Raw genomic sequence first — 24248 nt, 5'->3', positions numbered from 1 at the left:
CTGCACCTATTCCGGCACCGATACCTCCTAAGCCCAATACAGCAGAACCACGGCGCCTGAACTAAGCCCCACAGAAAATCCTACTCTACCTCCGATTGCTCCTCCCACCGCAATGGCGTCGCCTGTTGAACCGCCAGAGATTAACTTTAGATCAGAAACGCATATTTCACGCATACTAAATTTTCCTTTTATTTTGACGGAACACAATGCTAGTCAATGTTTTTATTCTTGGGTTACTTATAGCGCTCTTGAAGTTTTCTATGTTTGAAATGAAGAATAACCTGATAAATATGCACCCAAGTGTAGTGGCCGGGATCCCCACTATGGCTGTTGACCTCCAGCTTGCATCGGACGTTTCATGTAAGTTACTCAAAAATGTAGCTGCAAATATCACCAAGATAAGCTGAGCACTGGTCTTCATCCTGCCTCCGTGCCTCTGTCCAAGTGTTGGGGTTAAGATGGGGGTATAGTCCGCTATCACGTTGATTTGTTCTATCCTACAGATGTAGGGTATCCAAATGGATATCGTCGCCTCTGTTACGCCCGTAGTAGAGCCATCCAAGGGCTTCCTTATGAAGGGCCGCAATAACTTGATACAGGTTTGTCGTTCTACTCGGCCCAAGACTTAGCACTGACAATGCTCTTGCAAGCGGTTGCAACTGGTGTGAAAAATCTCTGCTGGTTGATAGTCAGGCATGTAAATGTTCATTTCATAAATCGAGCCGATTCGATATGTCGGGCATTGTAAGTAGGGGTGCTGGGTAGGCCCGAATCGTTGGCCGCTTTGACGCTGTCTATGGTCACTTCCACCGACATCAGTCTTCGAAATCCTGTACGACCGAGTTCGATCCTGCTCGAGCTACGGTCAAGGCCAGTGGTGGCGGTGGGCAAGTGCTTAAAGGTGTAAGCGCTCAGGAAGGCGCAGCGGCGATTTTGAAGTTGTTGGTGGAGGAGGGGGTGGTTCGCTGACCCCCGGCTTCGCCCTCAATACCGCTCCCGCCGGCAAGCCGTGAGGCGATGTGCAAACTGGGTATATCTCTCGTTCAAGACTTTGGTTCATCTATCGCTGTCGCCGACCGAGCGGTGGTTGCATCGACAATCATCACATCGAACACTTGTTCAATGACTTGGCGAGGCCCTTGTTTCAAGCTCCAAGTGAAGAAGACCAGGCAGCCTAGCAGCATGATGAAGCACGCCGAGCCAATAACGCTCTGTGACACGCCAGTCCAGAACCCAGGTCGGGCGGATCGTATCTCGTGACTGGCTTTTGCGGCATACATTTCCTCCATCTGGGTTGTTTCATCAGCGAGAGATGCTTTCAGAAAATCCACGGCAAGCTGTGCGGCCTGACTCCGGTAGCTCTCAAGGACTGACACGTTGTTGCTCATGTCGTGGAACGCCGCGAGATCGGCGTCTTTCGGGAGTTCGCCGTGCTTTTCCTTGAATGCCAGGATGTATTCGATTTTCTGACGTTTGTATTGCGAGTAGGCGAGCTTGCCCACAATGTCGTTATCGTCTGCGACCAATGCGTTATAGATATGGTTGTAGTTTGCTTTGGTCATGCAAACTCAGTCTCGCGCAGCTTTGCATACGCAGAGGCAAAGGCCCTGTTGATCTCTTCTATTGTTCTGGGCCGGAAGGTGACGATACCCAGCAGCTCTCGGGGAAGCTTTGCTGGGCGGCCTCCGTGCTCGATCAGATGGGCATTGGCTCTCAAGACGACATCTCGTGAGAAGTGGGCTCTGCTTTTCATGATTGAATCCTTCCAGTCGGGAGAGTTGCGCTGGCGGGGAGTTTACGGTTTTGGGAGACACTGCGATGTCAGACGCTTCCGATCCTTCTGCCCATCAATTTACCCACATACCCACAATCACTGTTGATCCGCCTGTGGATAAACTGTTCACCTATCCCTGCGAGCCGTACAATCCGTGGCTTACAAGTGTTTGATTAAATTTTGATCAGCCTATCTTGCGGTTTTAAAAGGATTTTTCTCCACAGGGAAATGTTCTGGTCGTGTCTTTCTGCCCACATTCTCTGTGCGCCTCTATGTGGATAAGATGTTCGTGGTCCGCTGAGAGCCTTACGAACCGTGGCTTATGGAGGATTGATCAAATAGTGATCAATATGACGATTCTCTGGCGAAATCTCTCTGGCGACGCCCGAATATCGACGTATGCTGCGCTTTTCCACAGACTGGAGAGACTTTGCCTGACTTGCGCACATTCTCTGTTGGCGCTTCTGTGGATAAGGTGTTTGCTATCCCTTTAAAGCCTTTAAATCCGTGGGGTCCATGCAATTGGTCAATAAGTAACCAGTCAAGGCTGGAACATGACCATTGGAATAAGTCACGGTTTTTTCTGGTTTTTTATTGGAGGCCGAATCGACTTGCCCACAATTGCTGTGGGTGGTGCTGTGGATAAGTTGTTTGTGAAAGGTTGCGAGGGGCGGGGGAATTGGTGCAGCGAGGTGTTGATTGTTTTTTGATCAGCTTCGGGTCATGCCTGAACTCACCAGCTCGCCATAAGTGCTGTGGGAGTTTCCGGACAGTACGAGGGGGCGAATGCGATCTGTTTAATAGATCGCTTTTCGCCACCCTCGTAATCTCCGGCAGCTCCCACAGGTTTCGAGTCACATCCGATACCTCGGTGCGGGAGCCTTACTCGTGATTAACCGCAACGCCCTTCAAATACGGGGCTGGCTCTGCCCCCATGTTTTCCAGCAGTTTGGCGCTGTACCAGTCGATGAAGTTGACCACGCCGAACTCGTAGGTTTTCGAGTACGGGCCTGGCTGGTAGGCGATGGAGTTGATGCCGCGCTGGTTCTCTTCGGCCAGGCGACGGTCTTGGTCGTTGGTGGCGTCCCAGACTTCACGCAGGCGCGCGACGTCGTAATCGACGCCTTCGACGGCGTCTTTGTGCACCAGCCATTTGGTGCTGACCATGGTTTCCTGCGCGCTGATCGGCCACACGGTGAACACGATCACGTGGTCGCCCATGCAGTGGTTCCATGAGTGCGGCAGGTGCAGGATGCGCATCGAGCCCAGGTCCGGGTTCTTGATGCGGCCCATGAGTTTCTGGCTGCCTTGTTTGCCGTCCATGGTCATCGACACAGTGCCTTTGAGCAGTGGCATGCGCACGATACGGTTACGCAGGCCGAAGCTCTTGTGAGCGAACGGGATCTTTTCTGCTTCCCATGCAGCGGCAGACGCAGCGACGTGGTCCTTGAACGCTTGGTCGGCGCGTGGGTCGGTGACGTCGTCCCACTCCAGCAGGGTGTTCAGCAGTTCCGGGTGCGAACCGTTGCAGTGGTAGCACTCTCGGTTGTTTTCCAGCACCAGCTTCCAGTTGGCTTTTTCCATCAAGGTGGTTTGCACCGCCACCTTGGTGTTCTCCATGTCGTACGGTTCCATGTAGTGATTCAGCGTCTGCAGGAACTCGTCGATGGCCGGCGGGTTGGCCGCCAGGCTGATGAAGATGTAGCCGCCGGCGACCTTGCAGTTCACCGGCTTGAGGCTGAACTGCTTCATGTCGAAGTCAGCGCCCATTTCGGTGCCCGCGTACAGTAGGCGACCGTCGAGTTCGTAGGTCCACTGGTGGTATGGGCACACCAGTTTGGCGACCTTGCCCTTTTCCTTGGTGCACAGGCGCGAACCGCGGTGGCGGCAGACGTTGTGGAAAGCGTTGACCGAGCCGTCTGGCGCGCGGACGACCAGGATCGGGTTCTTGCCGATCTGCAGGGTCAGGAAGTTGCCTTTGGCCGGAATTTCACAGGTCATGCCTGCGACCAGCCACTCTTTTTGAAAGATTTCCTGCATGTCGATTTCAAACAGCCGCTCATCGCTGTAGAAAGGCTGCGGCAGCGAAAAAGTGCGCTCCCGGTTCTGCAGCATTTCGGCGGTGGCCTTACGTGCGGGTTCCAGCGGATCGCCCAGGCTCAGAGTTGCGGTGACGTCCATCTTTCAAGTCCTCAGGCCGCGATTGTGCGACCTACGAATGTGGCTAATTACGGTTGTGTTGAGTCGTTTGCAGGCAAGGCGACGGTGCGTTCTGTCGCTCATCCTTATGAATGAAAAATCTGTAATCGATTGACGGCGAGTGTGTAGCCGGGCGCGACGCGAACCTTATCCATGGGCGACATGGCCGAATCCGTTTCCGACTACGTAACCCCTATAGATCGGGCCTGGTCGCCATAAGTATGTGAATGTCGCTGATAGGTAAATAGGTGGCTCGTGCGTTACGCAGAATCGCCACCATAAGAGGCCGACAGTCGGCCGTGGAGAGTGAGTATGTCCCAGAGTTTCCTCAGCCCGGTCAATACACAGACTTGGGCCAATGGCCGCCACCTGGTGCGGGTCGTCAAAGTGATCCAGGAAACCTGGGACGTTCGCACCTTTTGCTTCATGGCCGACCAGCCGATCCTGTTCTTTTTCAAGCCGGGTCAGTTCGTCACTCTCGAGCTGGAAATCGAAGGCGTGCCGATCATGCGCTCGTACACGATCTCCAGCGCACCCTCGGTCCCTTACAGCTTCTCGATCACCATCAAGCGCGTGCCCGGCGGCAAGGTGTCCAACTGGCTGCACGACACATTGCACGAAGGACAGGAGCTGGCCGTGCACGGGCCGGTGGGTCTGTTCAACGCCATTGACTTCCCGAATCCGAAAATCCTCTATCTGAGTGGCGGCGTCGGTATCACGCCAGTCATGTCCATGGCGCGCTGGTATTACGACACCAACGCCAACGTCGATATGGTGTTCGTCCACAGTTCGCGCTCGCCTAAAGACATCATCTATCACCGTGAGCTGGAGCAGATGGCGTCGCGCATCAATAACTTTTCACTGCACATCGTTTGTGAAAAGCACGGCTTGGGTGAGCCTTGGGCTGGATACCGCGGTTATTTGAACCAGAAGATGCTGGAACTGATGGCGCCGGACTTCATGGAGCGCGAAGTGTTCTGCTGCGGCCCGACTCCGTACATGAACGCGGTCAAGCGCCTGCTGGAAGCCAACGGTTTCAATATGGCCCAGTATCACGAGGAGTCCTTCGGTGCGACGCCGCCGGAAGCACGCGCCGATGCGGTGGAGCACGCCGAGCAGGCGGCCGACGCGCCAGAAGTCGACGTCGCCGAATTGCATCAGGTCGAGTTCACCGACACCGGCAAGAGCATTCGTGTGGCACCGGGCGAAACCGTCCATGCCGCTGCTGCCAAACTCGGCCTGATGATCCCGAAAGCGTGCGGCATGGGGATCTGCGGCACCTGCAAGGTGATGAAGCTGAGCGGGGAAGTGGAGATGGAGCACAACGGCGGGATTACCGACGACGACGTGGAAGAGGGTTATATTCTGTCGTGCTGCAGCGTGCCGAAGGGGGACGTGCGGATCGAGTATTGATCAACCCGGGGCGGAAATGAAAAGGGGGAATGCGCCGCAACGCATTCCCCCTTTTTTCATGCAGCCATACTTACAACCGGAACCGCGCAACCATTCCGTTCAGATCCACCGCCAGGCGCGACAGTTCGTTGCTCGCCGCGCTCGTCTGGTTGGCACCGGTCGCCGACTGGGTCGACAGGTCGCGGATATTGACCAGGTTGCGGTCCACTTCGCGGGCCACTTGCGCCTGTTCTTCGGCCGCGCTGGCGATCACCAGGTTGCGTTCGTTGATTTCCACCACCGCGCTGTTAATGGTGTCCAGCGCCAGGCCGGCGCCCTTGGCGATATTCAGCGTCGACTCGGCGCGTTCGGTGCTGTTACGCATGGAGCTGACAGCCTGCTCGGTGCCGCCCTGAATGCTGCCGATCATGCGTTCGATTTCACTGGTGGACTGCTGGGTGCGATGCGCCAGAGCGCGAACTTCATCTGCCACCACGGCAAAACCGCGGCCCGCTTCACCGGCGCGAGCAGCCTCGATGGCAGCGTTGAGGGCCAGCAGGTTGGTTTGATCGGCCAGGCCGCGAATCACGTCCAGCACCTTGCCGATGTCGCGCGATTCATCGGCCAGATTGCCGATCAACGTCGCAGTACTCTGCACGTCGCCGCTCATGCGTTCGATGGCGCTGACGGTTTCCTGAACCAGATCGCGACCATCGCTGGCCGACGTGGTGGCGTTCTTCGATGCCTCGGAAGTGCTCACCGCGTTGCGTGCTACTTCCTCCACGGCGCTGGTCATTTCGTTGACCGCCGTTGCTGCCTGCTCGATTTCGTTGTTCTGTTGCGAGAGGCCGCGAGCGCTTTCGTCTGTGACGGCGTTCAGTTCCTCTGCAGCCGAAGCCAGCTGGGTGGCCGAACCGGAGATGCGTTGCAGGGTGTCGCGCAGTCTGGACTGCATCTTCAACATCGCGCTCAGCAGGCGGCCGGCTTCGTCGGTACCGTCCACTTCAATGGTGCGCGTCAGGTCGCCTTCGGCCACTTCCTCAGCAGCTTTGAGGGCCGAGGCGATAGGCCGGGTGATGCTGTTGGTCAGCAGCCACGCGAACAGCAACGTCAGGGCCGTGGCAACGATCAACAGGGTGACTACCATGGTGATCGCCGAGGAATACTGGGTCGACGCTATCTTGTTGGTGTCGTTGAGCTGCTGAGTGTTGATCTCCACCAGCTTGCCCAGCACCACGTTCATCTGGTCCGAGTTGGTTTGCAGGTCGGCGCTGAGCATCGTGGTCAGCTCGTCCAGCTTGTTGGCGCTGCTCAGCGACTTCATGCGGTCTTCCATCCGGCGATAGTCATTGAGCAGGGAGAGGTACTGATCGTAAGCCGCCTGTTCTTCCGGCGCGGAGATCAGCTTGACGTAGATTGCACGAGCGTCCTCGATCTGCTTGTTGCGCATGGCCAGCAGATCGACGGTTTTCTGCAAAGTGTCAGGGTCGCGATTGAGCATCAGGCGGTAAGACAGCACACGCAGGCGAATGCTGGCTTCGGTCAGTTTATCCAGCGCCTTGATGCTCGGCATGCTGTTGGTGGCCATGGTTTCGGTGGCATCGTTGATCTTGCTCATCTGGGTCAGAGCGAAGATGCCGAGCACCAGCATCAGCAGGCCGATGATGGAAAAACCAAGGAAAGCGCGGGGCGCGATGTTCATATTGCGTAGGGACATGACGGTTCCTGATGGGGCCGCAATCCATGCGTGCAGAAGGGAGTTTTGATAAGAGATGAATGGCTTATCGGTCAGGCCCCGCCGGACTTGAACCCTTTGGTCCATTGCTGTGCGCTTATGTCGCAGCGCGGTGATCTGACGAACAGCAGGAACAAGATGGAGAAAACGCAGTCAATCAGGTCCGTTATGCGTTTGCGGAAGTGAAGTAATACAAGTGCTTTTCTGTTCGGTGTTGTGGCGTAAATGCCCTGATTTCACTGGTAGCTGGAGTGACTTTTCTTTATCGTACGCGCCCTTTGAAATTTGCCTGAGAAATCAAAATGTTGGAAGCATCCCTAAGCCAGTTGGAAAAGCTCGTCGGTGACCTGGTACAGCAGAATCAGGACCTGCAGAACACGAATGCGCAGCTCGCTGAGGAGTTGAAGCAAGCCAGGGATGACAACGACAGTCTGCAGCTGAGCCTGCTGGAGCAGGAAGAGAAGCAGGGCGCCACCGCCGCCCGCATTCAGGCACTGGTAGATCGTGCGACCAGCGTCAGCGCGGTCGGCGCATGATCATCGACCGCGACGCCACCAAGGTCATTTCCATTCTCGGCAACGACTACACGATCAAGGCGCCCGAAGGTCAGGAACAGACCCTGATGGATGCCGTGGTCATGCTCAAGGCTGCACTGTCCGAAACCAAGCGCAGTTACCCGACATTGATTGGCGACCGCCTGCTGGTGCTCGCTGCGCTGAACCTCTGCTCGAAGCAGATCGAACTCAAACAGCAGCATGCCGAAGAGCTGAGCCGTTATGAGGACAAGGTCAGCGCGACGGTCGAGGTGATCGAGAAGGTGATTGCGCAGGGGTGATTGGCGTGCGCCGGTTCCTGCATCACAAGATTTCAGCGGCAACCTTCTCCTGTAATAGTCCGGATTGCCGGGGGTGGCGTCTTTGAAATCGCCACCGCCGGCAAGCCGGCCTGCTACAAGGGATTTGTGTCGCTCGTAAAACTCTCGGCAGGTGGTCTCAGCCCCCCATCACCAACCGGATATCTGCCGCCAGCTCACGTATGCGGCTTTCTTCGGTGTCCCACGAGCACATGAAACGTGCGCCGCCGCTGCCGATGAAGGTGTAGAAGCGCCAGCCCTTGGCGGTGAGCGCCGCGATGGCGGCTTCCGACAATTGCAGGAATACTCCGTTGGCCTGCACCGGGAACATCAGTTCCACGCCCGGAATGTCTTTCACCAGCTCAGCCAGCAGTTGCGCACAGCTGTTGGCGTGGCGCGCATGTTTGAGCCAGGCGTCGTTTTCCAGCAGGCCGACCCACGGGGCCGACAGGAAACGCATTTTCGACGCCAGTTGCCCAGCCTGTTTGCAGCGATAGTCGAAGTCTTCGGCCAATTTGTGGTTGAAGAACAGAATCGCCTCACCCACCGCCATGCCGTTCTTGGTCCCGCCGAAACACAGCACGTCGATGCCCGCTTTCCAGGTCAGTTCGGCAGGCGAACAGCCCAGATAGGCACAGGCGTTGGCGAAACGGGCGCCGTCCATGTGCAGGTTCAGGCCCAGCTCCTTGCAGGTGTCGCTGATCGCCTTCAATTCTTCTGGCAGATAAACGCTGCCCACTTCGGTTGCCTGAGTCAGGGTCACGACGCGGGGTTTCGGGTAGTGGATGTCCGCCCGCTTGAGTGCGACCTCGCGGATCGATTCCGGCGTCAGCTTGCCGTTGTCGCTGCGAGCGGTCAGCAGTTTGGAACCGTTAGAGAAGAATTCCGGCGCGCCGCATTCGTCGGTTTCGACGTGGGCGGTTTCGGAGCAGATGACGCTGTGATAACTCTGGCACAGCGAAGAAAGCGCCAGCGAGTTGGCTGCGGTACCGTTGAAGGCGAAGAACACTTCACAATCTGTTTCAAACAGCTGGCGGAATTGATCGGCCGCTCGCGCTGTCCATTGGTCGTCGCCGTAAGCCCGTTGATGGCCATGGTTCGCTTGTTCCATGGCCGCCCAGGCTTCCGGGCAGATTCCCGAATAGTTGTCGCTGGCAAACTGCTGGCTTTGGTCTGACATGGCCGGTTCCCTGTAATCGAAGGCTGCGACTGTAACCAAGATTCAAGGGTTTGGTCTTGCTTTCTTGCGTCAGAAAATTCAGCAAAGCAACGGAGTGAGATGAGCGAGTCCACTGCACCGACAAGACCCCTGCGTGATCGCGCGCTTGACCTCCTCAAGTGGCTGGCGATGTTGACCATGGTCATGGACCATCTGCGCTATGTCGGCTGGCACGCGGACTGGCTGTATGTGCCGGGCCGTCTAGCGTTCGCCTGGTTTTGCCTGGCGATTGCCGTGAATGTTGCGCGCAGCGTGTCGCGTCCGGTTGAACCTCGAATCCGCTGGAAATATCTGACGTGGCTTGCTGTGTTCTCTGTCGTTGCCGAGTTCCCTTATCGGCTTTACATGGCCGATGAGGTCACGACACTGAATGTGTTGCCGACACTGGTGCTCGGCTTGCTGGTGGCCCAGGGCGTGATCAGCCGGACGTGGCCGATGCGTATCATGGGCGTCGTGGCGCTGGGTATCGGTGTCGCTTTCGGGTCGCATTTGATGTTCGGCGCTTACGGCGTCTTGCTACCGACGGCATTCCTGCTGGTATTGCGCGGGTCTCTCTGGCTGGCGGTGCTGCCTGGGGTGGTGTGTCTGCTGAGCAACGAATGGCCGAAAATCATCGACGGCATGCTGTGGGGCGATCCGATCTCTATCGGTGCGCTGATCAGCTGTCTCCTCGGCCCATGGCTGGGATTGGCGTTATTACGCTGGCGAACGGCGCCGGCGGTATGGCCAATGCGGCGCTGGGCGTATCTGATTTATCCCGCGCATTTTCTGCTGTTGTTTGGTATCCGGCACGCCATCGCAGCCTGAGTCGCTCACTCTGTGGGAACTGCCGGAGGTTACGACGGTGGCGAACGGGTCGTTTCAGACGCATCCCGACCAACTGCCCCACCGCATTCGCCACTGTCGCAACCTCCAGCAGCTCCCACAGGGATCTGTGGCGTGCGCTGAAAATCGCTCTAGACAACCGCCATCAGCGCCCTTATCTTCCGCACCAGGCCACCGCAGTGGCCAGCGTCGCTCGGACGGTTCCGGGCGCTTACGTCTTCTAGAGGCCTCCATGGCAGACCAAGGTTCGCCGCGCCGCTTTGCGCGCATCGATCGACTCCCTCCTTACGTGTTCAACATCACTGCCGAGCTGAAAATGGCTGCTCGTCGTCGTGGTGAGGACATCATCGACCTGAGCATGGGCAACCCCGATGGGGCAACGCCGCCGCATATCGTCGAAAAACTGGTCACCGTCGCCCAACGTGAAGACACTCACGGCTACTCGACTTCGCGTGGCATTCCACGTCTGCGTCGGGCGATATCAAGCTGGTACAAAACGCGCTACGAGGTCGATATCGACCCGGAAAGCGAAGCCATCGTCACCATCGGCTCCAAAGAGGGCCTGGCACACCTGATGCTCGCCACCCTCGACCAGGGCGACACCGTGCTGGTACCGAACCCCAGTTATCCGATTCACATCTACGGTGCAGTCATTGCTGGCGCGCAGGTGCGCTCCGTGCCGCTGGTGCCGGGCGTGGACTTCTTCGCCGAGCTGGAAAAAGCCATTCGCGGCTCGATCCCCAAGCCAAAGATGATGATCCTGGGCTTTCCGTCCAACCCGACCGCCCAGTGCGTCGAACTGGACTTCTTCGAGCGCGTCGTCGCATTGGCCAAACAGTACGACGTACTTGTGGTTCACGACCTGGCCTACGCCGACATCGTCTACGACGGCTGGAAAGCTCCGTCAATCATGCAGGTGCCCGGCGCCAAGGACATTGCGGTGGAGTTCTTCACCCTGTCCAAGAGCTACAACATGGCGGGGTGGCGCATCGGCTTCATGGTCGGTAACCCGGAACTGGTCAATGCCCTGGCCCGAATCAAGAGCTACCACGACTACGGCACGTTCACACCGCTGCAAGTCGCCGCCATTGCGGCACTTGAAGGTGATCAGCAATGCGTGCTCGACATCGCCGAGCAATATCGTCAACGCCGCAACGTGCTGGTCAAAGGTCTGCATGAACTGGGCTGGATGGTCGAAAACCCGAAAGCTTCGATGTATGTCTGGGCCAAGATCCCCGAAGCCTACGCGCATCTCGGGTCGCTGGAGTTCGCCAAGAAAATGCTGCTCGAAGCCAAAGTCTGCGTTTCGCCGGGTGTCGGTTTTGGCGAATACGGCGACGATCACGTACGGTTCGCCCTGATCGAGAACCAAGACCGGATTCGTCAAGCAGTACGAGGCATTCGCAGCATGTTCCGGGCTGACGGCCTGGTCGCGCAGAAAAGTTGAATCTCGGCACTCATGTGCCAAGGTCGTTACGGGCCTGTCATCGCTGGTAAGGGTGTATATTTAATTATCGGCGATGATGGGAGTTCAGGTAGGGTAGTGACGCCATAGACGATGGACAGTTCGTCACTACCCCGCTCCACATAATAGTCGCCAGGCATTGCATATCGGGATGCTTCAGCTGCGGGTACTGTAGTTTTGTAACTCTGCCCTTCAACCGTGCGGATGTTTATCGAAGTTTTACCGTCCTCCAACATCCTGATAGTTCTGTCCATCACGATGTCTTCCTCAGTGGCACTTGCGTAGAAAGCCGAGCCTTTGGAAAGAGATAGCGGCAGGTCTGATTCGATGGTTTCTGGTAATGCAGAAGGCGGTATTGGCCATAGATAAATTTCGGAAACAGCTACGCCTTCGGGATAAGAAATAAGTTTGAAAACCACCGAGTGGTAGGCGCCATTTTGATGAATGATGTCTTGTGCGGTTGCGTAAAGCCTGGCGTCAGTCACTGAAATGTTACTGGAGAGCGATGTCTCTGAGCCCTCGATATAAACGGTGGCGCGCGCCTCAGTAGTGTTCAGCTCTCGAATCGTCCTTAGCGCGACGAAGCCTTGTACGCTTGAATCATGAAAGACCCCTTGGGAGAGAAAGAGCAGGGGGTCGGTCGCCAGTGGTTGATGAGTTCTCCTCGACCTCAACTCTCTCCATAGTGCGGGCGTCAGAATGTGCGTCCTGGTGGTTGTTCTCATGATCATCTCCTTCATCCCGAACATGAAGTTGCTCGACTGTTTCCTGGCATCTTTTGCCCGAGAGTTTCGATGGTCGTCAGGCGACCCATGAGGTCGGTCGTAGGTTCGGGAATCAATTTAGTGATCCAGGACGGGCTGTATGACGGCGCATCCTGGGCCGATGGCGTTCTTTTACTTGTCTGAATCCAGCTCAAGGTAAACAATCCAATAAGGGTCTGCGCCGGCTACCAGTTCTTTATAAAGCACGGTGTAAGTTCCGCTGGCTCCGCGAAATTTATCGTCTTTATTTAGATAAGCCGTAAGTTCGGAAGGCGCGGCTTTAATTCCCGTTACGTCTTTTTTATCTTGAGTCTGAAATTTCACCGTTGTCATTTTTCATCTCCATTCCATTGAGTTTGGTATTTCCCGAACTGCTCTCAGCAGGAGGAAACCACCTTAGCGTGATTCCAAAATTCGCGAACCTGTCAGAAATGACAGTGCGGGCCTGTATTTCATCATTGGCCGACGAACGGACTTTGCGCCTGCGGCCCATTCGATTGATTTGCGCAGCAGTCCAGGCGTGCGATGCGCATTTGACCGCCTTCGTCAGGCTGACGAATCGTGGGTTTATCCCTCCCCGCCAACCCATGTCGTAAACGCACCATTGCGTGGCGTGCGCAGGCATCTAGGCTGTCTGCGTCGGTCATACCATCGCTGCCAAGGGGCAATCCAAAGCCCCATCGATAATTCAGGCGCCGCGCCGCCGCTGGGAGAACCGCGATGTTCAGCAAGCAAGACCAGATCCAGGGTTATGACGATGCACTGTTGGCAGCGATGAATGCCGAAGATCAGCGTCAGGAAGATCACATCGAGCTGATCGCCTCGGAGAACTACACCAGCAAGCGCGTGATGGAAGCCCAAGGCAGCGGCCTAACCAACAAATACGCCGAAGGCTACCCGGGCAAGCGTTACTACGGCGGCTGCGAGCATGTCGACAAAGTCGAGCAACTGGCCATCGATCGCGCCAAACAGCTGTTCGGTGCTGATTACGCCAACGTGCAGCCACACTCCGGATCGTCGGCCAACAGCGCCGTTTACCTAGCACTGATTCAAGCGGGCGACACCATCCTGGGCATGAGCCTGGCCCACGGCGGTCACCTGACCCACGGCGCCAAAGTGTCGTCCTCGGGCAAGCTCTACAACGCTGTTCAATACGGCATCGACACCGCCACCGGCCTGATCGATTACGATGAAGTCGAGCGTCTGGCCGTCGAGCACAAGCCAAAAATGATCGTTGCCGGCTTCTCGGCTTACTCCAAGACGCTGGATTTCCCACGCTTCCGTCAGATTGCTGACAAAGTCGGCGCGCTGCTGTTCGTTGACATGGCGCATGTGGCCGGTCTGGTCGCTGCTGGCCTGTACCCGAACCCGCTGCCCTACGCAGACGTGGTCACCACCACCACCCACAAAACCCTGCGCGGTCCTCGTGGCGGTCTGATCCTGGCCAAGGCCAACGAAGAGATCGAGAAGAAGCTCAACTCCGCCGTGTTCCCCGGTGCCCAAGGTGGCCCGTTGATGCACGTGATCGCCGGTAAGGCGGTGTGCTTCAAAGAAGCGATGGAGCCAGGTTTCAAGGCTTATCAACAGCAAGTGATCGATAACGCCCAGGCCATGGCCCAGGTGTTCATCGATCGCGGTTACGACGTTGTTTCCGGCGGCACCGACAACCACCTGTTCCTGGTCAGCCTGATTCGTCAGGGCCTCACCGGTAAAGACGCTGATGCCGCGCTCGGTCGCGCCCACATCACCGTGAACAAGAACGCCGTACCGAACGACCCGCAATCGCCGTTCGTGACTTCGGGCCTGCGTATCGGCACCCCGGCGGTCACCACCCGCGGTTTCAAAGTTACCCAATGCGTCACGCTGGCCGGCTGGATCTGCGACATCCTCGACAACCTCGGCGATGCCGATGTCGAGGCCAATGTTGCCAGTCAGGTTGCCGCGCTGTGCGCCGATTTCCCGGTTTACCGCTGAGTCAGGAGTAGCACCATGCAACATTACTCAGGCTTCGGCCTCTTCAAACACTCCCTCAGCCACCACGAAAACTGGCAGCGCATGTGGCGCACGCCGACCCCTAAAAAGGTCTACGACGTGGTTATCGTCGGCGGCGGCGGTCACGGTCTGGCGACGGCTTATTACCTGGCCAAAGAACACGGCATCACCAACGTTGCCGTGGTCGAGAAAGGCTGGTTGGGCGGCGGCAACACCGCCCGTAACACCACCATCGTGCGTTCCAACTACCTCTGGGACGAGTCTGCGCACTTGTACGAACACGCGATGAAGCTGTGGGAAGGCCTGTCCCAGGACCTTAACTACAACGTCATGTTCTCCCAGCGCGGCGTGTACAACCTGTGCCACACCCTGCAGGACATGCGTGACTCCGAGCGTCGCGTCAGCGCCAACCGTCTGAACGGCGTGGACGGCGAACTGCTCAACGGCAAGCAAGTGGCCGAAGAGATTCCGTACCTGGACTGCTCGAAGAACACCCGTTACCCGATCATCGGCGCAACTGTACAACGTCGCGGCGGCGTAGCGCGTCACGACGCCGTGGCCTGGGGCTTTGCCCGTGCTGCCGACGCCTTGGGCGTGGACCTGATCCAACAGACCGAAGTTACCGGTTTCCGCAAGGAAAACGGCGTGTGTGTCGGCGTTGAAACCAACAAGGGCTTCATCGGCGCCAAGCGCGTCGGGGTGGTGACCGCCGGTAACTCGGGCCACATGGCCAAACTCGCAGGCTTCCGTCTGCCGATCGAATCCCACCCGCTGCAAGCGCTGGTGTCCGAGCCGATCAAACCGATTATCGACAGCGTGATCATGTCCAACGCCGTTCACGGGTACATCAGCCAGTCCGACAAGGGCGACCTGGTGATCGGCGCCGGTATCGACGGCTGGGTCGGCTACGGTCAGCGCGGTTCGTATCCGGTGATCGAGCACACCATTCAGGCCATCGTCGAGATGTTCCCGGTCCTGTCGCGCGTGCGCATGAACCGTCAGTGGGGCGGCATCGTCGACACCACGCCGGATGCGTGCCCGATCATTTCCAAGACGCCTGTACCGAACATGTTCTTCAACTGCGGTTGGGGGACTGGCGGCTTCAAGGCAACGCCGGGTTCGGGCAACGTCTTCGCTGCAAGCCTGGCGAAGGGCGAAATGCACCCATTGGCAAAACCTTTCTCCATCGACCGTTTCCACAACGGCGCCCTTATCGACGAACACGGCGCTGCGGCTGTCGCCCACTAACAGGAGAATTTCCTTATGTTGCATATCTTCTGTCCTCACTGTGGCGAACTGCGCTCCGAAGAGGAATTCCACGGCTCCGGTCAGGCGCACATTCCGCGTCCGCTGGACCCAGCGTCCTGCACCGACGAGGAGTGGGGCGACTACATGTTTTTCCGCGACAACCCGCGCGGCCTGCATCACGAACTTTGGATTCACGCCGCCGGTTGCCGCCAGTACTTCAACGCCACGCGTGACACCGTGACTTACGAAATTCTCGAAACCTATCCGATTGGCACCAAGCCTCAGTTTGTGAACAAGGTTCCCGCAGTCGGTAAGGGAGACAAGGTATGAGCCAGTCCAATCGCCTGCCTAACGGCGGCCGCATCGACCGCAGCAAGGTCCTGAACTTCAACTTCAACGGTCAGACCTACCAGGGCTTCGAAGGCGACACCCTCGCCGCAGCTCTGCTGGCCAATGGCGTGGACATCATCGGTCGCAGCTTCAAATATTCGCGTCCTCGCGGCATCTTCGCCGCCGGGTCCGAAGAGCCGAACGCAGTCCTGCAAATCGGCGCCACCGAAGCCACTCAGATTCCGAACGTGCGTGCCACGCAACAGGCGCTGTATTCCGGTTTGGTCGCCACCAGCACGAACGGCTGGCCGAGCGTGAACACCGACATGATGGGGATTCTCGGCAAGGTCGGCGGCAAGCTGATGCCGCCGGGCTTCTACTACAAAACCTTCATGTACCCGCAATCGTTCTGGATGACCTACGAGAAGTACATTCGTAAGGCCGCAGGTCTGGGCCGTTCGCCGACCGAAAACGATCCGGACACTTACGACAACATGAACCAGCACTGCGACGTGCTGGTTGTGGGCGCGGGCCCTGCCGGTCTGGCCGCTGCATTGGCTGCCGCACGCAGCGGTGCTCGCGTGATCGTGGCCGACGAACAGGAAGAGTTTGGCGGCAGTCTGCTGGATTCCCGTGAGAGCCTGGACGGCAAGCCGGCGGCGGAGTGGGTTGCCACTGTCGTTGCCGAGCTCAAAGGTCTGGCCAACGTGGTTCTGTTGCCGCGCGCTACCGTCAACGGCTACCACGACCACAACTTCCTGACCATTCACGAGCGTCTGACCGATCACCTCGGCGACCGCGCGCCAATCGGTCAGGTGCGTCAGCGCATGCACCGGGTTCGCGCCAAGCGTGTCGTGCTGGCGACTGGTACTCACGAACGTCCGTTGGTGTACGGCAACAACGACGTGCCGGGCAACATGCTGGCCGGTGCCGTTTCCACTTATGTCCGTCGTTATGGCGTGGCGCCAGGCAAGAAGCTGGTGCTGTCGACCAACAACGACTACGCCTACCGCGTCGCGCTGGACTGGCTCGATGCCGGCTTGCAAGTGATCGCCGTCGCCGACGCCCGTCACAACCCACGTGGCGCGCTGGTTGAGGAGGCGCGCGCGAAGGGTATTCGCATTCTGACCGGTAGCGCTGTCGTTGAAGCTCGCGGAAGCAAACGCGTAAGCGGTGCCCGCGTTGCGGCCATCGACGTCAAGGCACACAAAGTCACCAGCCCGGGCGAGTGGCTCGATTGCGACCTGATCGCCAGCTCCGGCGGCTACAGCCCGATTGTTCACCTGGCGTCCCACTTGGGTGGCAAGCCGGTCTGGCGCGAAGACATCCTCGGTTTCGTACCAGGTGAAGCGCCACAGAAACGCGTGTGCGTTGGTGGCGTGAACGGCGTCTACGCACTGGCCGACTCGCTGGCCGACGGTTTCGAAGGCGGCGTTCGCGCAGCCAGCGAAGCCGGTTTCCAACTGGTCGAAGGCGTGATGCCAAAAGCCCTGAGCCGCGTTGAAGAGCCGACGCTGGCGCTGTTCCAGGTGCCGCACGAGAAGGGCACTGCCCGCGCGCCGAAGCAGTTCGTCGACCTGCAGAACGATGTCACCGCCGCTGCCATCGAACTGGCGACCCGCGAGGGCTTTGAGTCGGTCGAGCACGTCAAACGCTATACCGCGCTGGGCTTCGGTACCGATCAGGGCAAGCTGGGTAACGTCAACGGTCTGGCCATCGCGGCTCGCTCGCTGAACGTCTCGATCCCCGAGATGGGCACCACCATGTTCCGTCCGAACTACACGCCGGTCACTTTCGGCGCGGTGGCCGGTCGTCACTGCGGCCACATCTTCGAGCCTGTGCGCTTCACTGCGCTGCACGCCTGGCACGTGAAAAACGGTGCCGAGTTCGAAGACGTCGGCCAGTGGAAACGTCCTTGGTACTTCCCGAAAGCCGGTGAAGATATTCATGCAGCCGTGCGCCGCGAATGCAAAGCCGTGCGCGACAGCGTTGGCCTGCTGGACGCCTCGACCCTCGGCAAGATCGACATTCAAGGCCCGGATGCGCGCGAGTTCCTGAACCGCATCTACACCAACGCCTGGACCAAGCTCGATGTGGGCAAGGCGCGTTACGGCCTGATGTGTAAAGAAGACGGCATGGTCTTCGACGACGGTGTCACTGCCTGCGTCGCCGACAACCATTTCATCATGACCACCACCACGGGGGGCGCTGCGCGCGTCCTGCAATGGCTGGAAATCTACCAGCAGACCGAATGGCCGGACCTGAAGGTGTACTTCACCTCCGTGACCGATCACTACGCGACCCTGACCTTGTCGGGCCCCAACAGCCGCAAGCTGCTCGGCGAAGTGACCGATATCGACTTAGGGCGTGAAGCCTTCCCGTTCATGACCTGGAAAGAAGGCCTCGTCGGTGGTGTTCCGGCTCGCGTATTCCGGATTTCGTTTACCGGTGAGCTTTCATACGAAGTGAACATCCAGGCCGACTACGCCATGGGTGTTCTGGAAAAAATCGCCGAGGCGGGCAAGAAGTACAACCTGACCCCGTACGGCACCGAAACCATGCACGTACTGCGGGCCGAGAAGGGCTTCATCATCGTCGGCCAGGACACCGACGGTTCGATGAACCCGGACGACCTCAACATGGGCTGGTGTGTCGGTCGCACCAAGCCGTTCTCGTGGCTCGGACAGCGCGGCATGAACCGTGAAGATTGCTTGCGCGATGACCGTAAGCAGTTGGTGGGTCTGAAGCCGATCGATCCGAACAAGTGGCTGCCGGAAGGCGCGCAGTTGGTGTTCGATCCGAAGCAATCGATTCCGATGACCATGGTGGGTCACGTGACATCGAGCTACGCGGCGAACTCGCTGGGTTATTCGTTCGCGATGGGCGTGGTCAAGGGCGGTCTTAAGCGCATGGGTGAGCGTGTGTTCTCGCCTCAGGCTGACGGCTCGGTGATCGAGGCGGAAATCGTGTCCTCGGTGTTCTTCGATCCTAAGGGTGACCGGCAAAACGTGGAATAAGCCTTCAGGCTTGCTGACTCTTGTAGCAGCACGGCTTGCCGGCGGTAGCGATCTCAAAGCCGCCACCGCCGGCAAGCCCAAGTGCTACAGGCGAAGAAGCACCACACATGTTGCGTCAACCGGTATAACAGAATTCAAGACAGGTGCTCTATGACCACAGCCAACGTTTACCAACAGCGGCCAACGACCGACGTCAAAGTCGAGTCGCCTCTGTTTCATGCCGACCTGAAAAGCCTGGTCGGCAAAGGCCGCACCAACCCGGGTGTGGTGCTGCGCGAGAAAAAACTGCTGGGCCACCTGACCATTCGTGGCGATGCCCACGATCCAGCATTTGCGGCGGGCGTCCATAAGGCGCTGGGCATGGAATTGCCAAGCGCACTGGCGCTGGTGGTCAGCGGTGAGAGCTCGATCCAATGGATGGGCCCGGATGAGTGGCTGCTGATCGTGCCGACCGGCGAAGAATTCGCCGCTGAGCAAAAACTGCGTGAAGCGCTGGATGGTTTGCACATCCAGGTGGTCAACGTCAGCGGTGGTCAATCGCTGCTGGAGCTGACCGGCCCGAAAGTGCGTGAAGTGCTGATGAAGTCCACCAGCTATGACGTACACCCGAGCAACTTCCCGGTCGGCAAAGCCGTCGGCACCGTGTTCGCCAAATCGCAACTGGTGATCCGCCGTACAGGGGAAGAAACCTGGGAACTGCTGATCCGTCGCAGCTTCTCCGATTATTGGTGGCTGTGGCTGCAGGATGCGAGTGCTGAGTACGGCTTGGGCGTTGCGGCGTAACCATTGATCGTTCCCACGCTCCCCGTGGGAACGCATCCCGGGATGCTCTGCGTCCCATGTGAAGGACGCCGAGCGTCCTGAACTGCATTCCCACGCAGAGCGTGGGAACGGTCTGAGGAATAACTATGAGCCGCGCCCCCGATACCTGGATTCTGACCGCCGACTGCCCAAGCGTGCTGGGCACGGTGGACGCGGTGACGCGCTACCTGTTCGAGCAGGGTTGCTATGTCACCGAGCACCATTCGTTCGATGACCGGCTGTCTGGCCGTTTTTTCATTCGTGTCGAATTCCGTCAGCCGGATGGCTTTGACGAAGCGTCATTTCGCGCAGGACTTGCCGAGCGTGGTGAGGCCTTCGGCATGATCTTCGAGCTGACGGCGCCGAATTATCGACCGAAAGTGGTGATCATGGTCTCCAAGGCCGATCACTGCCTCAACGACCTGCTCTACCGGCAGCGCATCAATCAACTGTCCATGGACGTCGTCGCGGTGGTCTCCAATCACCCCGATCTCGAACCGCTGGCGCGCTGGCACGAAATTCCCTACTACCATTTCCCACTCGATCCCAACGACAAACCTTCGCAGGAAGCGAAGGTGATGAAGGTGATCGAGGACACCGGCGCCGAGCTGGTGGTGCTCGCCCGCTACATGCAGGTTTTGTCACCAGAGCTGTGCCGCAAGCTCGATGGTCGTGCGATCAACATTCACCACTCGTTGCTGCCGGGGTTCAAGGGCGCCAAGCCGTATCACCAGGCATACAACAAGGGCGTGAAACTGGTCGGCGCGACCGCGCATTACATCAACAACGATCTCGACGAAGGTCCGATCATTGCTCAGGGCGTCGAGGTGGTCGATCACAGTCACTATCCTGAAGACCTGATCGCCAAGGGGCGCGACATTGAAGGCCTGACCCTGGCGCGAGCGGTGGGGTATCACATCGAGCGGCGTGTATTTCTGAACGCAAACCGCACCGTGGTGCTTTAAACGATCCTTATGGTTGGGAATACCCTCCCACAGGATTTGCATCAATCCACAGAATTTGCGCAACACCGAACAAGCAACCCAGAGCAATCAGTGCGTTGCCGCAACACACTGGCGACGCATAACTCCGCTACACGGCTGTATCCATAACAACAAACAGCGAGGTGAAAGCATGTCTGGTAATCGTGGTGTGGTGTATCTCGGCGCAGGCCAGGTCGAAGTACGGAAAATTGACTACCCAAAAATGCAGGACCCGCGCGGCAAGAAGATCGAGCACGGTGTCATCCTGCGCGTGGTGTCCACCAACATTTGCGGCTCAGACCAACACATGGTGCGCGGTCGCACCACTGCCCAGGTAGGTCTGGTCCTTGGCCATGAGATCACAGGTGAAGTGATCGAAATGGGCAGCGGCGTCGAAAACCTCAAGATCGGCGATCTGGTTTCCGTTCCTTTCAACGTGGCCTGTGGCCTTTGCCGTTCTTGCAAAGAGCAACACACCGGCGTTTGCCTGACCGTTAACCCGGCACGTCCGGGTGGCGCGTACGGCTATGTCGACATGGGTGACTGGACCGGTGGTCAGGCTGAATACGTGCTCGTGCCGTACGCCGACTTCAACCTGCTGAAACTGCCTGATCGCGACAAGGCGATGGAAAAGATCCGCGATCTGACCTGCCTCTCCGACATTCTGCCAACCGGTTACCACGGTGCGGTAACGGCAGGTGTCGGTCCTGGCAGCTCGGTGTACATCGCCGGCGCTGGCCCTGTCGGTCTGGCGGCTGCCGCTTCGGCGCGCCTGCTGGGTGCTGCCGTCGTGATCGTCGGTGATGTCAACCCGGTGCGTCTGGCTCACGCCAAGGCACAGGGCTTCGAAATCGCCGACCTGTCCAAGGACACGCCGCTGCATGAGCAGATCGCCACGTTGCTGGGCGAGCCTGAAGTGGACTGCGCCGTGGACGCCGTGGGCTTCGAAGCCCGGGGCCATGGCTACGCGGGTGTGAAAGCGGAAGCCCCGGCCACCGTACTCAACTCGCTGATGGGCGTGGTCCGCGTCGCCGGCAAAATCGGCATTCCTGGGCTGTACGTCACCGAAGACCCGGGCGCAGTGGATGCCGCTGCGAAGATGGGCAGCTTGAGCATTCGTTTCGGTCTGGGCTGGGCCAAGTCTCACAGCTTCCACACCGGCCAGACCCCGGTGATGAAGTACAACCGCCAACTGATGCAAGCCATCATGTGGGACCGCATCAACATCGCTGAAGTGGTCGGTGTGCAAGTCATCAGCCTGGACGATGCACCGCGTGGTTACGGCGAATTCGATGCAGGCGTACCCAAGAAATTCGTGATCGATCCGCACAAGCTGTTTAGCGCTGCGTAAGCCATCTGGCGATCCGTTAAAAGGCGACCTTTGGGCCGCCTTTTTTATGTCTTACGTAGGGTCTTGCACTTTGCGGTGTAGGGCGTTTCTGTAATTAGCAGAGGAATATTTGAATTCCACTGCCGCTTATTTCAACCGGGTTTTCTGCGTGCTATTTGTCCGGCCGGATTTTTTCAAGTCGCGGGTAGTACATGTTTATCCAGGTGTTAAAAACACAGGTTGTGATGCTCGTCGTAACGGTGTTGCTTCTATTGCCAGCCGAGTTGGCATCCGCCGAACTGGCGCCGGACGCTCAACGCTGGATTTCCTCCACGGTCTTTTTTGAAAACGCGAACGCTTGCATGTGGGCTGGCGTGGCTTCGCGAATATGCCAGTCTGGTTACAGCTCCGCTTATCGACAGCATGTGCGGATTGCTCCCGCTTACCATGCCGAGTCCGATTGTGAAGCGGACTTCGTGCTCGGCGAGTGCTTCGCCGGCGACGTGTCTCATCTGTGGATGCCCTGGTTTTCCGGTTTTGCCCTGATCACTCATGCGCGGCTGGTATCACCCTCTTCGTATTCCCTTTCCGAACGCCACCTGCCGATCGCTAAAGGGGACAGGTCATGGTGGCAGCAGCTGCAAGGGGCAACGCAGACGACGGAGCATGCGACCGAGGTGCGATATTTTAGCGAGCCCCTGTACTGGGAACGCGACCATCAAGGCGGCCAGCGTCTCACTAGCCTGCGAGAGAAACTGCGTAACGGTGATCGGCTTGCCAAGGCGTTCAGTCGTCGCCCACCCGTCAAGCCAGGCTCGGCGCTCTGGACGCGCCAGCTCGCCCGCGTCTTTGAGCCGCAACGTCTGATTGACGTCGCGACTCCGTGATGGGCGCTACAACGACGCTAGCTGGCCTTTATAAAGAATCGGTCCTGTTGGCTTGCCGCTCGGCGAACCTCCCTTCGGCTCCAGCGTAATGGCCATCGTCGTTTGCGAGCCCAGCAATCTACGCTGACTGTCGCTCAGATCGACCCGGCCTTTGCCGTTGTCGGGAATCACACCCAACGACACCGGAACGCCATCTGCAGGTATGGCCCAAAGCTCGAGACTGCGACCGGTTTCCACGGAAGCGACGGCCACAGGGTCGATTTTCAGGTAACGGTCGAAAGCCTGCACGGTGAGCGCAGGTTGCTGATTGCCGGCGACCAGAGTGGCGTTGAAGTCCGGTTTGTCGCGGTTGTAGATCACACCGACGATAACGGCCACAAGCAGTGTGCAGGCCACTGCGGCGATGCGCATCCAGCTCCAGAACGGGCGTTTTTCCGGGACATGCAGGCGTTGCGGCTCGATCCGGGCAACGATCTGCTGCCACACCCGTTCCGGTACAGGTTGAGGTTCCAGGGAAGTCGTCAGGCCGACCAGACTCTCCTGCCACTGGGCGACTTCCGCGCGTAAATTCGGGTCGTCTATCAGCAGATTCTCGAAGCGTCTGCGCGCTGTCGTGGGCATCAAACCGATGGCGTAATCGGCGGCGAGTGCGCGGCGCAGTTCAGGTTGGCGATAGTTCATGATTCAAGGCACCTGCGCAGACGTTCCATGCCTCGGCGGATCCACGATTTGACCGTGCCCAGTGGCGCGGCCAACTGGGTGACGAGATCGCCGTGAGAGGCCCCGTGAAAATACGCGATGATGATGGATTGGCGCTGCATGCCTTCGAGGGTGTCGAGGCAACGTTGCAACGCGGTGGCGTCGCGAAGGCTTTCCATCTGTTCGTGAGCCGAAGGTGCCTGATCGAACAGCGCCTGGGCCTGCTCGTCAGTCAACGGCTCTTCACGATGTTTGCGCAGTTGGTCGATCGCCTTGTTGCGCGTGATGCTGACCATCCAGGTCATGGGTGCCGAGAGGTTGGCGTCGTACTGCGACGCGCTGTTCCAGATGCGCACGAAGGCTTCCTGTACAACGTCTTCGGCCTGATCGCGATGCCCGATGCAGCGCAGGGCTACGGCGAACAGGTGTCCGGAAACCTTGCGATAAAGGCTCTCGAAGGCGCTGCGGTTACCCAGTGAACACTGAGCCAGCAATTGCCGGAGTTCATCGGCGTCGACAGAGGAAATGGGCATTCTCCAGACCAGGGGACGGCGGCGGCCGTATGGCTGGCAGGTTAGTCCAGGTTGAGCCGCAGTTCCATCCACCTTTTTCTACTCGCCAAGGGAAAGAGAACGCCACCGCTTATCCGACGGGGCAGTTGCTGAAGTCTCTGTTCGTGCAAGGGATACGTTGCGCTCTATAAAGTGGATGCAGCGGGCACTGGGATATTTCGCA

General features: G+C 58.3%; 22 protein-coding genes and 1 pseudogene. 14 read left to right on the top strand and 9 right to left on the bottom strand.

Features of this window, described 5'->3' with window-relative positions:
• Nucleotides 1-858 precede the first annotated feature (858 nt).
• Nucleotides 859-969, top strand: a pseudogene (locus BWR59_RS31915) (electron transfer flavoprotein subunit beta); the annotation flags it as partial.
• Between the two features lie 74 nt (nt 970-1043).
• Here the strand turns inward: BWR59_RS31915 and BWR59_RS07600 are convergent.
• The 3 genes from BWR59_RS07600 to gbcA form a co-directional block, all read right to left on the bottom strand.
• A complete protein-coding gene (locus BWR59_RS07600; protein ID WP_081565024.1) occupies nt 1044-1562 on the bottom strand; it encodes a hypothetical protein in 519 nt (172 codons plus the stop codon).
• Complete coding sequence (locus tag BWR59_RS07595; RefSeq protein ID WP_081565023.1) at nt 1559-1753, bottom strand: hypothetical protein; 195 nt, start codon at nt 1751-1753, stop codon at nt 1559-1561. Before BWR59_RS07595 ends, BWR59_RS07600 begins: the two co-directional genes overlap by 4 nt.
• A 903-nt stretch (nt 1754-2656) precedes the next feature.
• A complete protein-coding gene (gene gbcA, locus BWR59_RS07590) occupies nt 2657-3955 on the bottom strand; it encodes a glycine-betaine demethylase subunit GbcA (RefSeq protein ID WP_081565022.1) in 1299 nt (432 codons plus the stop codon).
• A gap of 330 nt (nt 3956-4285) precedes the next feature.
• On the opposite strand from gbcA, the gene gbcB reads away from it, so the two are divergent.
• Entirely contained in the window at nt 4286-5386 is a 1101-nt protein-coding gene (gbcB, locus tag BWR59_RS07585; RefSeq protein WP_081565021.1) for a glycine-betaine demethylase subunit GbcB, read from the top strand.
• A 70-nt stretch (nt 5387-5456) separates the two neighbouring features.
• Here gbcB and BWR59_RS07580 read toward each other — a convergent pair whose 3' ends face one another.
• Nucleotides 5457-7082 carry a methyl-accepting chemotaxis protein gene (locus BWR59_RS07580; protein WP_081565020.1) on the bottom strand — a complete coding sequence of 542 codons (1626 nt, stop codon included), beginning with the start codon at nt 7080-7082 and terminating at the stop codon, nt 5457-5459.
• 320 nt (nt 7083-7402) lie between these two features.
• On the opposite strand from BWR59_RS07580, the gene BWR59_RS07575 reads away from it, so the two are divergent.
• Both BWR59_RS07575 and BWR59_RS07570 read left to right on the top strand, forming a co-directional pair.
• Nucleotides 7403-7636, top strand: a complete 234-nt coding sequence (locus BWR59_RS07575; RefSeq protein ID WP_081565019.1) for a hypothetical protein — start codon at nt 7403-7405, stop codon at nt 7634-7636.
• The gene (locus BWR59_RS07570) at nt 7633-7935 is read left to right on the top strand and encodes a cell division protein ZapA (protein ID WP_081565018.1); all 303 of its coding nucleotides are present in this window, start codon (nt 7633-7635) and stop codon (nt 7933-7935) included. The genes BWR59_RS07575 and BWR59_RS07570 overlap by 4 nt, the downstream gene beginning before the upstream one ends.
• Before the next feature lie 157 nt (nt 7936-8092).
• Here the strand turns inward: BWR59_RS07570 and BWR59_RS07565 are convergent, their stop codons facing one another.
• Nucleotides 8093-9133 carry a low specificity L-threonine aldolase gene (locus BWR59_RS07565; RefSeq protein WP_081565017.1) on the bottom strand — a complete coding sequence of 347 codons (1041 nt, stop codon included), beginning with the start codon at nt 9131-9133 and terminating at the stop codon, nt 8093-8095.
• 99 nt (nt 9134-9232) lie between these two features.
• Here BWR59_RS07565 and BWR59_RS07560 point away from each other — a divergent pair, with 99 nt between their 5' ends.
• Both BWR59_RS07560 and alaC read left to right on the top strand, forming a co-directional pair.
• On the top strand, nt 9233-9979 hold the full coding sequence (locus tag BWR59_RS07560; RefSeq protein ID WP_081565016.1) for a TraX family protein: 747 nt from the start codon (nt 9233-9235) through the stop codon (nt 9977-9979).
• Nucleotides 9980-10229: 250 nt separating this feature from the next.
• Entirely contained in the window at nt 10230-11444 is a 1215-nt protein-coding gene (gene alaC, locus BWR59_RS07555; protein WP_081565015.1) for an alanine transaminase, read from the top strand.
• Nucleotides 11445-11470: 26 nt separating this feature from the next.
• On the opposite strand, the gene BWR59_RS07550 is transcribed toward alaC, so the two are convergent.
• Both BWR59_RS07550 and BWR59_RS07545 read right to left on the bottom strand, forming a co-directional pair.
• Nucleotides 11471-12187: a hypothetical protein gene (locus BWR59_RS07550; RefSeq protein ID WP_143490789.1), complete on the bottom strand. Its 717-nt coding sequence runs from the start codon at nt 12185-12187 to the stop codon at nt 11471-11473.
• A gap of 171 nt (nt 12188-12358) precedes the next feature.
• Entirely contained in the window at nt 12359-12559 is a 201-nt protein-coding gene (locus tag BWR59_RS07545; RefSeq protein ID WP_081565013.1) for a hypothetical protein, read from the bottom strand.
• Between the two features lie 387 nt (nt 12560-12946).
• On the opposite strand from BWR59_RS07545, the gene glyA reads away from it, so the two are divergent.
• The 8 genes from glyA (at nt 12947) to BWR59_RS07505 (ending at nt 22814) form a co-directional block, all read left to right on the top strand.
• Entirely contained in the window at nt 12947-14200 is a 1254-nt protein-coding gene (gene glyA, locus BWR59_RS07540; protein WP_081565012.1) for a serine hydroxymethyltransferase, read from the top strand.
• A 15-nt stretch (nt 14201-14215) separates the two neighbouring features.
• Nucleotides 14216-15466: a sarcosine oxidase subunit beta family protein gene (locus tag BWR59_RS07535; protein WP_081565011.1), complete on the top strand. Its 1251-nt coding sequence runs from the start codon at nt 14216-14218 to the stop codon at nt 15464-15466.
• A gap of 15 nt (nt 15467-15481) precedes the next feature.
• A complete protein-coding gene (locus tag BWR59_RS07530; protein WP_081565010.1) occupies nt 15482-15796 on the top strand; it encodes a sarcosine oxidase subunit delta in 315 nt (104 codons plus the stop codon).
• Nucleotides 15793-18813 carry a sarcosine oxidase subunit alpha gene (locus BWR59_RS07525; RefSeq protein WP_081565009.1) on the top strand — a complete coding sequence of 1007 codons (3021 nt, stop codon included), beginning with the start codon at nt 15793-15795 and terminating at the stop codon, nt 18811-18813. The genes BWR59_RS07530 and BWR59_RS07525 overlap by 4 nt, the downstream gene beginning before the upstream one ends.
• A 150-nt stretch (nt 18814-18963) precedes the next feature.
• Nucleotides 18964-19596 carry a sarcosine oxidase subunit gamma family protein gene (gene soxG / locus BWR59_RS07520; protein ID WP_081565008.1) on the top strand — a complete coding sequence of 211 codons (633 nt, stop codon included), beginning with the start codon at nt 18964-18966 and terminating at the stop codon, nt 19594-19596.
• Between the two features lie 125 nt (nt 19597-19721).
• The gene (purU, locus tag BWR59_RS07515) at nt 19722-20579 is read left to right on the top strand and encodes a formyltetrahydrofolate deformylase (RefSeq protein ID WP_081565007.1); all 858 of its coding nucleotides are present in this window, start codon (nt 19722-19724) and stop codon (nt 20577-20579) included.
• Between the two features lie 169 nt (nt 20580-20748).
• Nucleotides 20749-21948 carry a formaldehyde dehydrogenase, glutathione-independent gene (fdhA, locus tag BWR59_RS07510; RefSeq protein WP_081565006.1) on the top strand — a complete coding sequence of 400 codons (1200 nt, stop codon included), beginning with the start codon at nt 20749-20751 and terminating at the stop codon, nt 21946-21948.
• 191 nt (nt 21949-22139) lie between these two features.
• Complete coding sequence (locus BWR59_RS07505; protein WP_081565005.1) at nt 22140-22814, top strand: DUF1190 domain-containing protein; 675 nt, start codon at nt 22140-22142, stop codon at nt 22812-22814.
• A gap of 6 nt (nt 22815-22820) precedes the next feature.
• Here the strand turns inward: BWR59_RS07505 and BWR59_RS07500 are convergent, their stop codons facing one another.
• Nucleotides 22821-23495 carry an anti-sigma factor gene (locus BWR59_RS07500; RefSeq protein WP_081565004.1) on the bottom strand — a complete coding sequence of 225 codons (675 nt, stop codon included), beginning with the start codon at nt 23493-23495 and terminating at the stop codon, nt 22821-22823.
• A complete protein-coding gene (locus BWR59_RS07495) occupies nt 23492-24046 on the bottom strand; it encodes a sigma-70 family RNA polymerase sigma factor (RefSeq protein ID WP_143490788.1) in 555 nt (184 codons plus the stop codon). The genes BWR59_RS07500 and BWR59_RS07495 overlap by 4 nt, the downstream gene beginning before the upstream one ends.
• Nucleotides 24047-24248: the final 202 nt, after the last annotated feature.

Origin of the sequence: Pseudomonas sp. Bc-h, assembly GCF_002080045.1 — a bacterium.
Lineage (GTDB): Bacteria > Pseudomonadota > Gammaproteobacteria > Pseudomonadales > Pseudomonadaceae > Aquipseudomonas.
The sequence above is the reverse complement of the archived record's forward strand: the minus strand, read 5'-3'. Positions and strand labels throughout refer to the sequence as shown.